Here is a 15,299-nt window from a genome sequence, read left to right on the forward strand (position 1 = left end):
TCCGGGCATCAAGCCCACCCGTCCTGGCGGTAGGCTCGAGATAGCTGCACTGCTGCGCAGGATGCGGTAAAAGCGGCGTGATAGACTCCGCGGCTTTATGCCAGCATCCACTCGACTTCAGGACTTCTTCCGATGTTCACGGCGACTCTGCTTGTACATCACGCCGACCGCCACGGATAGGCCTCAATGCGTCTGAAAAGCATCAAGCTTGCCGGCTTCAAATCCTTTGTCGATCCCACCACGGTGAGCTTCCCGAGCAACATGGCGGCGGTGGTCGGCCCCAATGGTTGCGGAAAGTCCAACATCATCGATGCCGTGCGCTGGGTGATGGGCGAAAGCTCGGCGAAGAACCTGCGCGGTGAGTCGATGACGGACGTCATCTTCAACGGCTCGAATACCCGCAAGCCAGTGACCCAGGCCAGCATCGAACTGATCTTCGATAACTCGGACGGCACGTTGCCGGGCGAATACGCGGCGTTCACAGAAATCTCCATCCGCCGGCGGGTCACGCGTGACGCTCAGAACACTTACTTTCTCAACGGTGTGAAATGTCGTCGGCGCGACATCACCGACATCTTCCTGGGTACCGGTCTGGGGCCGCGCAGCTATTCGATCATCGAGCAAGGCATGATCTCCAAGCTGATCGAGGCCAAGCCGGAAGACCTGCGTAACTTCATCGAAGAGGCGGCCGGCATCTCCAAATACAAGGAGCGCCGCCGCGAAACCGAAAACCGTATCCGCCGCACACATGAAAACCTGGCTCGCCTGACCGATCTGCGTGACGAGCTGGAACGTCAGTTGGAGCGCTTGCATCGTCAGGCGCAGTCGGCGGAGAAATATCAGGAGTACAAAGCCGAGGAGCGCCAGCTGAAGGCCCAGCTGTCGGCGTTGCGCTGGCAGGCGTTGAACGAACAGGTGGGCCAACGCGAGCAAGTGATCGGCGATCAGGAGGTCAGTTTCGAGGCGTTGATAGCCGAGCAGCGCAACGCCGATGCCAGCATCGAGCGCTTGCGCGACGGCCACCATGACCTGTCGGAGCGTTTCAATCTGGTCCAGGGCCGCTTCTATTCCGTCGGCGGCGATATCGCCCGGGTCGAGCAGAGCATTCAGCATGGTCAACAGCGCTTGCGCCAGCTGCAGGACGATCTGCGCGAAGCCGAGCGAGCCCGGCTGGAAACTGAATACCACCTGGGGCATGACCGCACCGTGCTCGCCACGCTTGGCGAAGAGTTGGCCATGCTCGAGCCGGAGCAGGAAATTGCAGGCGCGACGGCCGAAGAATCTGCCGCCCAGCTCGAAGAAGCCGAGGCGGCAATGCAGCTCTGGCAGGAACAGTGGGAGCGGTTCAACCAGCAGAGCGCCGAGCCGCGCCGGGTGGCGGAAGTCCAGCAGTCGCGCATCCAGCAGCTGGAACAAAGCCTAGAGCGCCTGGCAGAACGTCAGCGGCGCCTGGAGGACGAACGCGCCTCGCTCGCCGGCGATCCGGAGGACGCCGCAGTGACCGAGATAGGAGAGCAGCTGGCCATTGGCGAGCTGAGTCTGGAAGCGCTATCCACGGCGCAGGAACAAACCGAGCAACAGCTCGAGCTGCTCCGCGAGCACCTGCAGCAGGCGAGTCGAACCGAGCAGGAAGCGCTGGGGCAGTTGCAGCGTATGGGTGGCCGTATTGCTTCGCTTGAGGCCCTGCAGCAGGCTGCCATGGACCCGGGCAAAGGCGTTTCCGACTGGCTGCATGGGCGAGGGCTCGACCAGCGGCCGCGTCTGGCCGAAGGGCTTCGCGTAGAGCCGGGCTGGGAGCTGGCGGTCGAGACCGTGCTGGGCGCGGATCTGCAAGCGGTGCTGCTGGACAGCTTCGACGACTTGGACCTGAACGGCTTTGAGCAGGGCGATCTGCGTCTGGTCAGCGCCACGCAGCGCGCCGGTGCAATCAGCGCAAGCCTGTTGGATAAGGTCGAGTCCGTCATGGACCTCTCGCCTTGGCTCGGCCGGGTGCGCACTGCGGGCGACCTCGATCAGGCGTTGGCGGCACGTGGCTCACTCGGCGAGGGCGACAGCCTGATCAGTCCTGATGGCTACTGGATTGGTCGACACTTTCTAAGAATCAGGCGGGCTGGAGAGGCCGAGTCCGGAGTGCTGGCGCGCAGCCAGGAACTGGCGCGGTTGCAGGCCGAACGTGATGAGTGCGAGGCGAGTCTTGAGCAGTTGACGGAGCAACTCGGGCAGCTGCGCGAGGCACAACGCGAACAGGAGGAGCGCCGGGAACAGCAGCGCCGTCAGCATCAGGATCTGTCTCGTCAGCAAGGCGAATTGAACGCACGCCTGTCGGCCAGCCAGGCCAGGCTGGAACAGCTGAGCTTGCGCTGCCGCCGGCTGGACGAAGAGCTCGTCGAGCTTTCCGGGCAGCGCGCGTTGGAAATCGAGCAACTGGGCGAGTCGCGCCTGCATCTGCAAGATGCGCTCGACGCGATGGCCGCCGATACCGAACAGCGCGAGTCACTGTTGGCAAGCCGTGACGGCATTCGCGAGCAGTTGGACCGGGTTCGCCAGGACGCGCGACAGCACAAGGACCATGCGCATCAACTGGCCGTCCGAATCGGTTCGCTAAGGGCCCAGCATGATTCGATCCGCCAAGCGCTTGAGCGTCTTGAGCAGCAATTCGAGCGTGCGGTCGAACGCCGCGAACAACTGAGCTTGAATCTGGAGGAGGGCGAGGCGCCTCTGGAAGAGCTGCGCATCAAGCTCGAGGAGCTGCTGGAGCGGCGCGTGGGCGTTGAAGGCGCGCTCAAGCTGGCACGCTTGGCCCTCGAAGATGCTGATCGCGAATTGCGCGACGCCGAGAAGCGCCGAACCCAGGCCGAGCAGCAGGCACAGTTGCTGCGGGGCCAGCTGGAGCAGCAGCGGATGGACTGGCAGGCCCTTAGCGTTCGGCGCAAGACGGTACAGGACCAGTTGCACGAGGAGGGCTTCGATCTGCATGGCGTACTGGCGACGTTGCCCGCCGAGGCCGGCGAGACCGAGTGGGACCTCGAACTCGAGCGTCTGGGTGCCCGCATCCAGCGCCTCGGGCCGATCAACCTCGCGGCGATCGATGAATATCAGCAGCAATCGGAACGTAAACGTTACCTCGATGCACAGAACGACGACCTTGCCGAAGCGCTGGATACGTTGGAAAACGTCATTCGCAAGATCGACAAGGAAACCCGCAATCGCTTCAAGGACACATTTGATCAGATCAATAGCGGTCTGCAGGCGCTTTTCCCAAAGGTTTTCGGTGGCGGCAACGCTTATCTGGAACTTACCGGGGAAGATTTACTCGATACCGGGGTGGCGATCATGGCGCGACCACCCGGGAAGAAGAACAGCACCATTCACCTGCTGTCAGGCGGTGAGAAGGCACTGACGGCGCTGGCATTGGTGTTTGCGATCTTTCAGCTCAACCCGGCACCGTTCTGCATGCTGGACGAAGTGGACGCGCCTTTGGATGACGCTAACGTCGGGCGCTATGCGCGTCTGGTCAAGGAAATGTCGGAAAAGGTGCAGTTCATCTACATCACGCACAACAAGATCGCGATGGAAATGGCCGACCAGCTGATGGGAGTCACCATGCACGAGCCGGGTTGTTCAAGGCTGGTCGCGGTTGATGTGGAGCAGGCCGTGGCACTGGTGGAGGCGTGAGGGCGCTCGGTTTAAAGCGCAGTGGAAGGTGCTCATCGACCGATAAAAGAGCCGTGCCGGGCGGTGCAAATCTACCATTCGTCGTGATAGTTTAGAGCGCAATTTTACGATGCGCAGAGGAGCCTGTTCAGCGGCTGTGAATCTGCGTCTTTATCATCGATTTCAGGGGTTCAAGCATTAATGGATATCGGTCTGCGCGAGTGGCTGATCGTCATCGGCATCATTGTCATCGCCGGCATTTTTTTTGACGGCTGGCGGCGGATGCGTGGTAGCAAGGGCAAGTTGAAATTCAAGCTGGACAGCCATATCGCGAGTAATCTTCCCGCTGAAGACGAGTCGAACGAGCTGTTGGGCCCGCCGCGTGTCGTGCGTCGCAACAACGAGCCCTCACTGGACGAAACCGATCTTCCCTCGATGAGCGCACGTGAGACCGGCAAGCGTCGCAGCGCAGAACCACGCCAAGGCGACCTGCATTTTTCCAGCGATGATGCTCCGGTCCCTACGCTGCTTGACCCGGTAGCGGATGATGGAAAAAAGCTCAGCGAGCCCGATGAGGACCTGCCTCCGATAGAGGAAGTGCTGGTTATCAATGTGATTTCTCGCGATACGCATGGCTTCCGTGGCCCCGCACTGCTGCAGAACATCCTCGAAAGCGGCTTGCGCTTTGGCGAGATGGACATCTTCCATCGCCACGAGAGCATGGCGGGTAACGGTGAAGTGCTGTTTTCCATGGCTAATGCGGTCAAGCCTGGAACCTTCGATCTGGACGACATTGACCATTTCACTACGCCGGCGGTGAGCTTCTTCCTGGGTCTGCCCGGTCCGCGCCATCCGAAACAGGCTTTCGATGTCATGGTCGCCGCCGCTCGGAAGTTGTCGCAGGAGCTGAACGGCGAGCTCAAGGATGATCAGCGCAGCGTGCTGACGGCTCAGACCATCGAGCACTATCGCCAACGCATCGCCGATTACGAACGCAGGCAGATGACGACCAAGCGTTGAACCCAAAAAACCGCTCTACGAGCGGTTTTGTGCACAAGCCACTTGCGACCTGTTGCCTATGCCACATAGGCCCCACAAGCTGGGCATCAGCCCTCCCGCCCGATGCCCCATGCCGTCAGGCAAACAGGTTAAAATCCTGCGCAGAACATCAACTTAAGGCCGCCCGGCGCGCTGCTTCCCGTCGGTCCAGCCTGCTGCTATGGCCCACCTACCATGACGTCCGCCCAGACCGCCGCAGAACGCATTGCCGAACTGCGCAGCGAAATCGACGCCCACAACTACCGGTACTACGTGCTCGACGAGCCCAGCGTTCCCGACGCTGAATATGACCGCCTGTTCAATGAACTCAAAGCACTCGAAGCCGAGCATCCTGAGCTGGTCAGCCCGGACTCGCCTACCCAGCGCGTCGGCGGCGCGGCATTGGCGGCCTTCGGCCAGGTCCGCCATGAGATACCAATGCTCAGCCTGGGCAATGCATTCGAAGAACAGGACCTGATCGACTTCGATCGTCGCGCCCGTGAAGGCCTGGGCCTGCCTTCAGGCGACCTGTTCGGCGCTGGCGTCGAGCTGGAATACTGCTGCGAGCCGAAGCTCGACGGCCTGGCCGTAAGCCTGCTCTACGAAAACGGCAAGCTGGTGCGTGGTGCGACTCGCGGTGACGGCAGCACCGGTGAGGACATCAGCGCAAACGTACGCACAGTGCGCAATGTTCCGCTGAAGCTCCACGGCACCGGCTGGCCCGCGGTGCTGGAAGTACGTGGCGAGATCTACATGCCCAAGGCAGGCTTCGAGGCGTTGAATGCACGCCAGCTGGAGGCGGGTAACAAGCCGTTTGCCAACCCGCGAAACGCCGCCGCAGGCAGCCTGCGCCAGCTGGATTCGAAGATAACCGCCAACCGCCCTCTGGAGTTCTGTGCCTATGGCATCGGCCGCAGCGACGGCGATTTGCCTGATACCCATATCGGCATCCTCGAGGCGCTCAAGGGCTGGGGCTTGCCGATCAGCCGAGAGCTCAAGTTGGTCAAAGGCGTGCAGCAATGCCGCGACTACTACCAGGCCATTGGGGCGAAGCGCGACGCGCTGCCTTATGAAATCGACGGCGTGGTGTTCAAGGTCAACTCGACGGCTCAGCAACGCGAGCTGGGCTTTCGTGCTCGCGAGCCACGTTGGGCGATCGCGCACAAGTTTCCGGCACGCGAGGAAGTGACCGAACTGCTCGATGTGGAATTCCAGGTTGGGCGCACTGGCGCCATCACGCCGGTTGCGCGGCTGCGGCCGGTACAGGTCGCCGGCGTGACGGTATCCAATGCCACATTGCACAACATGGATGAGGTCGCCCGACTGGGTGTCATGATCGGCGATACGGTGATCGTGCGGCGCGCCGGTGATGTCATTCCGCAGATCCTCGGGGTCATTCCGGAGCGCCGGCCCGACAGTGCGCGTGCCGTGCATGTGCCGGAGCATTGTCCTGTTTGCGGCTCAGCCGTCGAACGCACCCAGCTGATCAAACGCAGCAAGGGGCGGGAATCGGTAAGTGAAGGTTCGATCTATCGTTGCGTTGGCCGTCTGGCCTGTCAGGCTCAGCTCAAGCAGGCGATCATCCATTTCGTCTCCCGCCGGGCCATGGACATCGATGGCCTGGGTGACAAGATAGTCGAGCAGTTGGTCGATGCAGGGCTGGTCAGTTCGCCGGCGGATCTCTATTGCCTGAGCTTCGAGCAAGTTTTGGCATTGGAGGGCTTCGCCGAGGTTTCCAGCCGCAATCTGCTCAAGTCGATCGATGCCAGCCGCACGCCGTCCCTGGCGCGCTTCGTCTTTGCCCTGGGTATCCCGGACGTTGGCGAAGGCACTGCGAAATTGCTGGCGCGGGCCTTGGGGTCGCTGGATCGCATCAGTCGAGCATTGCCCGATGTGCTGGTCTATCTGCCGGATATCGGCCTGGAGGTCGCCCACGAAATTCACAGCTTCTTCGATGATGACCATAACCAGTCCGTCATTGCGCAGTTGCGCGCGCGCGGTGTGCAACTGCAGGAGGAGGGCGACGTGCATCCGGAGTTCGCAGCTTGCGCGACGCTGGCCGGGTTGCTCGACAAGCTGAATATCCCCTTTATCGCCACCACCGGCGCCCAACGTCTTGCCGATCGTTTCGGCAGTCTGCAAAACATTATCGAAGCCGACTGGCTGGACTTGCGTCAGGTTGAACGGCTCAACGAAAAGGCGGCCCGCGCATTGCGCGACTATTTCGACGACCCGGCAAACGCTGCGCGCGCCCGTGCCATCGAAGCCCAGTTGAAGGAATTCGGCATGCATTGGGAGAGCGAAAGAAAGGCCGCGGATGGCTTGCCGCTGGCCGGCCAGACCTGGGTGCTGACGGGCACGCTGGAAAGCATGAGCCGGGACGACGCCAAGGCAAGGCTGGAAGCCTTGGGCGCAAAGGTTTCCGGCTCAGTCTCGGCGAAGACAAGTGTCGTGGTGGCTGGGCCGGGCGCCGGCTCCAAGTTGGCCAAAGCCAACGAACTGGGGCTGGAAGTGGATGACGAAGCGTCGTTCCTGAAGCGCCTTGCCAGCCTCGAAAGCTAGCTGTAAATCGGTGCGCGGCTGGGTCCTGCATGGAGGTCCCACTACCTGGCCATGGAAGCGAAGGTTGCCCGGGTTGCCAGCGGGGCGCCATTTGTTGACTGATTTACCTGCCCGGTGAAGCGCGCAAAGCAGCGCTGACTAGGCCTTGCGCGGTCACTGGCCGCGGTATTCGCAGCCACTGGTGCAGGTTTCATGGACGCGTATCCGCGAGAGCTCCGGTAATAACGGTTTCAGCTCGTTCCAGATCCATATCGCGAGATTTTCGCTGGTCGGGTTGTCGAGGCCCGGCAGGTCGTTCAGATAGCGATGGTCGAGCCGCTCGTAGATGGGCTTGAAGACCTGCTTGATTTCGCTGAAATCGCGAATCCAGCCCGTCTGGGCGTTCACCTCGCCCGCGAGATAGATCGCGACTCGGAACGAGTGCCCGTGCAAACGGCCACACTTGTGCCCCTCGGGTACGTGGGGCAAGCGGTGGGCGGACTCGAAGGTGAACTCTTTGAATATTTCCACTGGTGCATCCGGATAAGGCGAAAGGCTGCATTCTACTGCTTTGTACTTGCCTGTCGTCGCTGGACAGCAGCCTGCCGGGTGCAACTTTACCACTGCTTGCGCGACGCTTTTGATCCTCCCTCGAGCTTGGGGCATAGTGCCCGGCTTTTTATCGGGGTTCGCCGCTTTCGGGAGTTGGAATGAATGCAGTGGTAGCGGCAGTCGGCATCATGCTGATTCTCTTGGTCTGTGCAGGGTCCATAGTGGTGGTGGCGTTGATTGCGGGCGCTCTTGCTGACGGCGTTTTGGGCGGGTCGGATTCGACCCTTGGCCCAACCGCCGGGTTGAATGCTGATGGCCAGCACAATCATATCTGGGACACCGGGGTGCCGGCCTTCCTGCATTACAACCTGCCACTACTTGCATTCGGCTGGATTGCCGCAATGACGCTCTAACGCTTCCCGGGTGCCGCACGCGCCGTTGTTGCAATGGCGCGTTCACTCCATCACTATCAGCACTCCTGGCGACAATAGCTGACTAACGGATACAACCGCAGCGATAGGATGCATTCGTGAAATCAACCCTTGAGCAGAAAGTCTTTCTTGCTCTGTTGTTCGTCGTGAGCATTGCCTTCGGCTGGATCCTTTATCCGTTTTACGGGGCGGTATTTTGGGCGGTCATTCTGGCAATCATCTTTTCGCCGCTGCAACGCCGCTTGCAGCGCCATATGGGGCATCGGCGAAACCTGACAGCGATCATCACCTTATTGGTTAGCCTGATCGTTGCGGTGCTCCCGGTGATTGTGATTACCGGTCTTCTGGTCCAGGAAGGCTCGTCACTCTACCAACAGATGGAAAGTGGTGAGCTTGACGTCGGCCAGTTCGTGGGTGGGGTGAAAGCGATGCTGCCGGACTCGCTGCAGCAGCAGTTGCAACGCTTCGGTTTTGGCAATCTGGATCAGTTGCGTGAACGCCTTGCCAGTGGCGCCTTGCAGGGCAGCCAGTACCTTGCGACCAAGGCGTTCAGTTTCGGGCAGGGCACTTTCCAGTTCTTCGTCAGCTTTTTCGTGATGCTGTATTTGCTGTTCTTCTTCATCCGGGACGGGCGCGATCTGGTTGTGAAAATCCGCCGCGCGCTGCCGCTGAGCGATAACCAGAAACGCAGGCTGTTCAGCAAGTTCACCCGGGTGGTTCGCGCCACCGTCAAAGGCAACATCGTGGTAGCGGTTACCCAGGGATTTCTCGGCGGAGTGATCTTCGCGATTCTTGGGATACCGGCAGCGTTGCTCTGGGGCGTGCTGATGGCGTTTCTATCCTTGCTGCCGGCAATCGGTGCCGGGCTGATATGGGCGCCGGTCGCGATCTACTTCCTGGTACAGGGCATGGTCATCCAGAGCGTGATCCTGACGCTTTACGGCATTCTGGTGATTGGCCTCGTAGACAACTTCCTCAGGCCGATCCTGGTGGGTAAGGACACCAAGATGCCTGACTATCTGGTGCTGATCTCGACCTTGGGCGGTCTCGCCCTGTTTGGCCTGAATGGCTTCGTCATAGGGCCGCTGATTGCCGCCTTGTTCATGTCATCCTGGGCTTTGTTCATCAGCCCTGACGCTGCAGCCGAGTAGGCGTCCGGGCGGAGCCGGACGCCGCGCTTGGGCTAGAGAATACGCCCGCCATCGTCACGCGTGATGATCACCGTCGCCGAACGCGGCCTGCGACCTGGGCCGTCGGGCCAGGTGCTGGTGTATTCCGTTGGCGTTGATCCTTCCCCCGGATGCTGGATGTTCACAAACAGCGTGCGGAAGTCCGGAGTAGCGGTGATACCGGTCACCTCGGCTCCCTGGGGTCCGACCAGGAAGCGCTTGGTTTCGCCGCTCTTCGGGTCTGATACCAGCATCTGGTTGTTGCCGAAGGGGCCGCTTCCGAGCTGACTTCCGCTCATGTCGGTCTGGATCCAGAGTCGTCCCTCGTCGTCGAACCAAAGCCCGTCCGGGCTCGCCATGATGTTTTCGTCAGTCAGTGGCCGACCGCGCGGATCCCGGCTGTCACTCTGTGGCCCGGCGAGCAAATACAGATCCCACTGGAACTGCGTGCCGATCTGATTCTTGCCAAGCTCACGCCAACGGATGATGTGTCCGGTGGGGTTCGGCGCGCGAGGGTTGGCTGCGTCGGTTTCCTGCCGCGAGCTGTTGTTGGTAAGCGTGAAATACACCTCACCGGTGTCGGGATGAACGGCGCCCCACTCCGGGCGGTCCATTTTGGTCGCGCCAACGATGTCCGCTGCCAGACGAGTATTGATCAGTACCTCGCCCTGGTCGGCAAAGCTGACGTTTGCTGCAGCGCAAGCCCGCTGGAAGGCTGCGTCTTCGATATCCAACGCCAGCCAGTCGCCGCTGCCGTCCGGGTTGAAGCGCGCGACATATAGAGTGCCATCGTCGAGTAGCCGGCCGTCGCTGCGCTGCGGGCGGTACTTGTCGCGACTGATGTACTTGTAAATGTATTCGTTCTGCGAATCGTCGCCGGAGTAGCAGACGAGCGGCCAGCCCGGTTTGGGCGGTGCAAACACCAAGCCTTCGTGACCAAAGCGGCCCAGTGCAGTGTGCTTGACCGGAGTGGAGTCCGGGTCGAAGGGATCGATTTCGACAATCCAGCCAAACGTATTCGGCTCGTTGCGATAGTCGGCTCGCGCGTCTGCGGCTGTCGCGGTCGCATCGAAACGCTCGAATTCGTCGCCGCGAACGGTCTCCCAGCCGTAACGCCCGCTCGAAGGAAGGCCGTAGCGCTCCAGGTGGCGAGGCAATTCAGCGTCTCGCGTTGCGAAATAGCCTGCCCAGTTTTCTTCGCACGTCAGGTAGGTGCCCCATGGGGTGTAGCCATTCGAGCAGTTGTTCAGCGTGCCGCGGGTCGACGTACCGCTCGGGCTGTAGCGGGTTTTCATCAGCTCATGGCCACGAGCCGGGCCTTCGATATGCATCGGTGTCGCGCCCGTTATGCGGCGGTTGCGAGCGGATGGCAGTACCGACCAGTCTCCCTGAGGGCCACGGCGTACCTCGACGACCGAAACACCGTGCGCGTTGATTTCCTTGCGCACTTCATCGGCATCCACGCGTTTGCCATTGACCACCGTTGGGCCGTTGGGATGCAGCAGCGGGGCATCAATGTACTCGTGATTCAGTACGAGCAGACCGTGATCACTTTTACGGCTCTTGAAGCGCGCGTCCATCGGGAAGAAATGCATGCCGTCGTGATGCATGCCGGTCTGCTGAGCCTGGTCTTCGGCGCTGTTGCTGGCGTCTTCCAGAAAGGCGGGGTAGCCACCGCAGATTGGCGTGCCCCACGGAATGAACGCCTTGGCGGAAAAACCGGCGGGCACGGTGATGGTGTCGGCGCGGGTTACCGGCACTGGGCCAAAGGGAAGGCGATTACGGCGCTGGAAGGGCTGACCGCTTCCGATCTTGGCCGGTTCGGCTGCTCCAGCCATCGAAGGCAGGCCGCCCAGAAAGGCAAGCGCACCGAACGCTGCTCCGCTCGCCACGACCTTGCGGCGGCCCTGGTTGATGACATCCTGGATGTGAGGGTTGGCGGAATGGTTACTCGGCAGTTCATCGCCGTTGCCGAACAGTAGGTTTTGATTATCGTCAGTCACGGTGCAACTCCATAGCTAATCGACGGGACTGTGACGTTATGCTGAGGTTGCGACAGCTTAATGACAGGTTAATAGCTGCCGACAAGCGGCTCGCTTGTTTGGTGCCATGATACGAGACGTCGAGGCAACGCCGCCCCGGGGGCGGCGCAACAGCTTCAGAGCCAGCCTTTCTCCTTATAGAAACGCTCGGCCCCTTCATGCAATGGTGCGGTGAGGCCGACGCGAATCATGTCCTTGGCGTCCAGATCGGCAAACGCCGGATGCAAGCGCTTGAAGCGGTCGAGATTGTCAAAAACGGCCTTGACCAGCTGATAGACGATTTCGGGATCGGTTTTCGAGGTGGTAGCTAGCACGGCCTTACCACCAATGGACGGCACCGCCGAATCAACGTCCGGGTACATTCCGGCCGGTATTTGCGCCACGGTGTAGTAGTTAGCGTCCTGCAAAAACCTGTCGATTTCCGGACCGGAAACGGGAATCAATTTCGCACTGACGTTGGTGAGCGCTTCCTGAATCGCGCCACTGGGATGACCGACCACGTAGGTGATGGCGTCGAGGTTGTTATCGCCGAGAGCTGATGCCATCTCCGCGGGTTTGAGTTCACCGGCCAGGGCGAAGTCGGCGTTGGTCCAGCCCTTGGCCTTCATCACTTCGTCGAAGGTGTCACGGCTACCAGAGCCGGGCACACCGATGTTCACCCGCTTGCCCTTGAGGTCATCGAACGACTCGATACCACTATCGCTTCGGGCGACCACGGTGAGAATCTCGGTCTGCAATGAGAATACGGCCCGCAGTTCTTCGATGGGACCGCCCTTGTCGAAAGGGGCGAGGCCGTTCAGGGCTTTATGTTGATGATCGGACTGAATGAAGCCGAATTCATATTCGCCGTTTTGCAGTGACATGATGTTGGTCACACTACCGGCGGTAGACGGCGCGTTGCACTTGATCGCCGGCTGCACCTCGGCGCGGTTGAGAAAACGACACACCGACTGGCCTGCCGTGTAGTAGACGCCGGTCTGGCCGCCGGTACCGATAGTGACGAAACGCTCCTGGGTCATGCCGGTGTTCGCTCCCAGGGAACCCGCAAGCACGCAGCCGAGCAAACCGATACGGATCTTCTGGTTCATGGTGAGTCCCTCTCATGTTTTTTGTTGGTTGGGTTTGCCACCGTATCGTCCGTGACGACACGTCATTATCTCAGCGACCGCCATGGAGCATGAACCGGCCCTGGTCGATCAGGCGCTGGCGGCGATCACCATGATTTCTACGAGCACATCTGACGAGGCGAGGCGGGCTTCAACGGTCGCTCGTGCCGGCGCGCATCCGGCCGGCAGCCATTCGCTCCACACTGCATTCATCGCTGCGAAGTCGGCTTCGATGTCCGTCAGCCAGATCTGCGCACTGAGGATTCTTGAGCGATCGGAACCGGCCTCGGCAAGCAGTTTGTCTATCTTCGCCAGCACCTGTCGGGTCTGGCCATCTGCGTTCTCGCTGCGGTCATCGGGTACTTGGCCAGCCAGAAAGACCAGGTCGGCGAAGGTGACGGCGGCGGACATGCGTTCATTACTGCCGATACGTTGCAAAGTCATGTGGATTCCTCTTGGGTGACATAGTCAGGAAGCAAGGGTGAGGCCGTCCAGCGCAACGGCGGGACGTCGATTGTCAATCAGGTCGCAAAGCAGGTCGGCGCTGCCACAGGCCAGGGTGAAACCGAGGCTGCCATGACCCACGTTGAGCCAGAGATTATCGATTGCAGCGGCACCGAGCAGCGGCGTTCCCTCCGGGGTCGCTGGACGCAACCCCGCCCATTGGGCCGCCGTACGATAGTCTCCCGCGGCGGGAAAGGTTTCGCTGGCCAGGCGCTGCAACATGGCGATCCGGCCTTGATCGAGACTGGCGTCCCAGCCACCGATATCGACCATCGCGGCCACCCGCAGCTGGTCCCCCAAGCGCGCATATACCACCTTGTTGTCGTAATCGGTCACGTTGGTTTCCGGAACGCCGATGTGACTGCTCAACGGCAGCGTCAAGCTGTAGCCCTTGAGTGGATAAATCGGTAATTCGATTCCCAACGGCCGCAACAACGCGACGCTGGCGGTGCCGGCGGCGATTACCAGGTGGTCCAGGTCCAGTCGCGTGTCGCCGACATTCAACGAGCGAATTCGGCCGTTCTCCTGGTGCAGCGCAGCGACTTCCTGCCCGCAGTGCAAGCGAAAGTTCGGTGATCGTTCCAGCCGCTCGAGGAGGCGTCGGCAGAACAAGAGGCAGTCGGCGACCTCGTCGCCAGGCGAATAGATGCCGCCGTGCAGCTCACCAGACAAGGGCAACAGCGCCGGCTCGATTTCGATGCAACGCGGGCCGTTGAGCACCAGTTGACCCGCGCTCGCATCGAGCCCGGCAGCTGCCTTTTCGAAACCGGCTCGGTTGCGATAGATCACCAGCTTGCCGTTGGCGCGCCAGCCGAAGTCACTGAGGCCGTCTTCTTCCCGCCAGCTGCGCAGCACTTGCTGGCTGTGTAGGGCGAGGCGTAGCAAGTGCTGCGCGTTACGCCGATTGGTGGAGTGCCGGCAGGCGAGCAGAAAGCGCAAACACCAGCGCCACTGCTGCCTGCTGATTTTCGGCCGGAACCGCAGAGGCGCATCGTTGCCGCGCAACATCCAGCCCAGCGCCTGCATGGGAACACCTGCATCGGCCAGCGGTGATACGTAGCGATAGCTGAGCTGGCCGCCGTTGGCGAAGCTGGTCTCCAACGCCACCTGATCACGCTTTTCGATCAGCTCGACCTGATGTCCCTGGCGCACTAGTGCGTAGGCCGTAGTCAGCCCAATCACACCGCCACCGATTATCGCGATTCGCATCCTGCCGCTCCCAGACGTTTGATGACAGCAGCCTAGAAGCAACAGGAGCGAAGCGGCCAATGAAAGGATGGAGGTAACCCATAACCCGAAGTTATGGTTATGCTTCGACAGTCAGATCAGAGCATTGCGCATGCGCCTTCGCCACATCGAACTGTTCCAGGCCATCCTGCAGACCGGCAGCCTGACCGCCGCCGCGCAGTTGCTGCACATCTCGCAGCCTGCGGCGAGCAAGATTCTCAAGCATGCCGAGCAGCAGCTCGGTTTTGCGCTGTTCAGCCGGGTGCGGGGCAAGCTTCAACCAACCGCCGAAGCGCGGATCCTGCAGCAGGAAACCGAGCGGCTCGCCGCCGATCTGCAGAATCTCCGGCGGCTGGCCGGCAACCTCGGTCGGGGCGAGGAGCGCGCGTTGCGGCTGATCTGCACGCCCGCATTGGCGCAGGCGCTGGTGCCCGAGGCGCTGCGCCACTGGCGTACGCGATTCGCCAATACGCAATGCCATCTGGCAACCCAGCACACCGCAGAAATCACCCAGGCCTTGTTATTGCGCGAGGCCGATCTAGGGCTGACCTTGCAGGCGGTGGAGCATCCGGGTTTGAGCAGCCAGCTCCTCGCGCAGGGACAGATGATGGTGATTGCCCCGGTCGGCTGGTGGTCAGATGAAACGCTTTCGCATCCCTTTCGGCTGGAGCAACTGGCCGACGCCCCGCTGATCGGTCTGGATACGCATGATGCGCTCGGCGGCCTGCTGCGCGGCCATCTGGAAGCGCTCGATCCGCCGCCGCGCATCGATACCTGGGTACAGACGTACCAACTGGCACGCACGCTGGTGGCCGCCGGGCAAGGGTTGGCGCTGGTCGATCCGCTGACTGCGCAGGCAGGGGACGGGCAGCGGGTGCAGGCACGCCCCCTGGAACCGCTGATCCCCGTACCGCTCTATGCGCTGGTAAGAGCCCAGGAATCGCCGTCCGCCGCGCAGCTTGAGCTGCTTGAGCAGGTACGCAAGCAAGCCAATAGCCTGATGGGCGATCAGCTCCGAGCGTAGTCATCGGCTGA

Annotated in this window: 10 protein-coding genes and 1 pseudogene; 6 read left to right on the forward strand and 5 right to left on the reverse strand. The window is 61.2% G+C overall.

Annotated features, from left to right (window positions below):
- Nucleotides 1-186: 186 nt before the first annotated feature.
- The 3 genes from smc (at nt 187) to ligA (ending at nt 7,254) form a co-directional block, all read left to right on the forward strand.
- A complete protein-coding gene (gene smc, locus NA637_RS17595) occupies nt 187-3,675 on the forward strand; it encodes a chromosome segregation protein SMC (RefSeq protein WP_256073588.1) in 3,489 nt (1,162 codons plus the stop codon).
- A 180-nt stretch (nt 3,676-3,855) separates the two neighbouring features.
- Nucleotides 3,856-4,674 (forward strand): cell division protein ZipA, encoded by an 819-nt coding sequence (gene zipA / locus NA637_RS17600; RefSeq protein WP_256073589.1) that lies wholly within the window; start codon nt 3,856-3,858, stop codon nt 4,672-4,674.
- Nucleotides 4,675-4,887: 213 nt separating this feature from the next.
- Nucleotides 4,888-7,254, forward strand: coding sequence for an NAD-dependent DNA ligase LigA (gene ligA / locus NA637_RS17605; protein ID WP_256073590.1), 2,367 nt, complete (start codon nt 4,888-4,890; stop codon nt 7,252-7,254).
- 153 nt (nt 7,255-7,407) lie between these two features.
- On the opposite strand, the gene queD is transcribed toward ligA, so the two are convergent.
- Nucleotides 7,408-7,764: a 6-carboxytetrahydropterin synthase QueD gene (queD, locus tag NA637_RS17610; protein WP_256073591.1), complete on the reverse strand. Its 357-nt coding sequence runs from the start codon at nt 7,762-7,764 to the stop codon at nt 7,408-7,410.
- 251 nt (nt 7,765-8,015) lie between these two features.
- Between queD and NA637_RS17615 the strand changes: the two are divergent.
- Together NA637_RS17615 and NA637_RS17620 are read left to right on the forward strand one after the other, a co-directional pair.
- A pseudogene (locus NA637_RS17615) lies at nt 8,016-8,198 on the forward strand (Na+/H+ antiporter NhaC family protein); the annotation flags it as partial.
- A gap of 116 nt (nt 8,199-8,314) precedes the next feature.
- The gene (locus NA637_RS17620; RefSeq protein ID WP_256073592.1) at nt 8,315-9,367 is read left to right on the forward strand and encodes an AI-2E family transporter; all 1,053 of its coding nucleotides are present in this window, start codon (nt 8,315-8,317) and stop codon (nt 9,365-9,367) included.
- Nucleotides 9,368-9,399: 32 nt separating this feature from the next.
- Here the strand turns inward: NA637_RS17620 and NA637_RS17625 are convergent, their stop codons facing one another.
- The 4 genes from NA637_RS17625 to NA637_RS17640 form a co-directional block, all read right to left on the reverse strand.
- Nucleotides 9,400-11,388 carry a PhoX family protein gene (locus NA637_RS17625; protein WP_256073594.1) on the reverse strand — a complete coding sequence of 663 codons (1,989 nt, stop codon included), beginning with the start codon at nt 11,386-11,388 and terminating at the stop codon, nt 9,400-9,402.
- 155 nt (nt 11,389-11,543) lie between these two features.
- Entirely contained in the window at nt 11,544-12,515 is a 972-nt protein-coding gene (locus NA637_RS17630; RefSeq protein ID WP_256073595.1) for a TAXI family TRAP transporter solute-binding subunit, read from the reverse strand.
- A gap of 108 nt (nt 12,516-12,623) precedes the next feature.
- The gene (locus tag NA637_RS17635) at nt 12,624-12,977 is read right to left on the reverse strand and encodes a RidA family protein (RefSeq protein ID WP_256073596.1); all 354 of its coding nucleotides are present in this window, start codon (nt 12,975-12,977) and stop codon (nt 12,624-12,626) included.
- Nucleotides 12,978-13,001: 24 nt separating this feature from the next.
- On the reverse strand, nt 13,002-14,246 hold the full coding sequence (locus NA637_RS17640) for a D-amino acid dehydrogenase (protein ID WP_256073597.1): 1,245 nt from the start codon (nt 14,244-14,246) through the stop codon (nt 13,002-13,004).
- A gap of 130 nt (nt 14,247-14,376) precedes the next feature.
- Between NA637_RS17640 and NA637_RS17645 the strand changes: the two genes are divergently transcribed.
- A complete protein-coding gene (locus NA637_RS17645; RefSeq protein ID WP_256073598.1) occupies nt 14,377-15,288 on the forward strand; it encodes a LysR family transcriptional regulator in 912 nt (303 codons plus the stop codon).
- Nucleotides 15,289-15,299: the final 11 nt, after the last annotated feature.

The organism is Stutzerimonas stutzeri (genome assembly GCF_024448935.1).
Classification (GTDB): Bacteria; Pseudomonadota; Gammaproteobacteria; order Pseudomonadales; family Pseudomonadaceae; genus Stutzerimonas; species Stutzerimonas stutzeri_AO.

Coding starts and splice junctions, on each gene's coding strand:
- smc (WP_256073588.1), top strand. CDS start 187: ATGCGTCTGAAAAGCATCAAGCTTGCCGGCTTCAAATCCTTTGTCGAT.
- zipA (WP_256073589.1), top strand. CDS start 3,856: ATGGATATCGGTCTGCGCGAGTGGCTGATCGTCATCGGCATCATTGTC.
- ligA (WP_256073590.1), top strand. CDS start 4,888: ATGACGTCCGCCCAGACCGCCGCAGAACGCATTGCCGAACTGCGCAGC.
- NA637_RS17630 (WP_256073595.1), bottom strand. CDS start 12,515: ATGAACCAGAAGATCCGTATCGGTTTGCTCGGCTGCGTGCTTGCGGGT.
- NA637_RS17635 (WP_256073596.1), bottom strand. CDS start 12,977: ATGACTTTGCAACGTATCGGCAGTAATGAACGCATGTCCGCCGCCGTC.
- NA637_RS17640 (WP_256073597.1), bottom strand. CDS start 14,246: ATGCGAATCGCGATAATCGGTGGCGGTGTGATTGGGCTGACTACGGCC.
- NA637_RS17645 (WP_256073598.1), top strand. CDS start 14,377: ATGCGCCTTCGCCACATCGAACTGTTCCAGGCCATCCTGCAGACCGGC.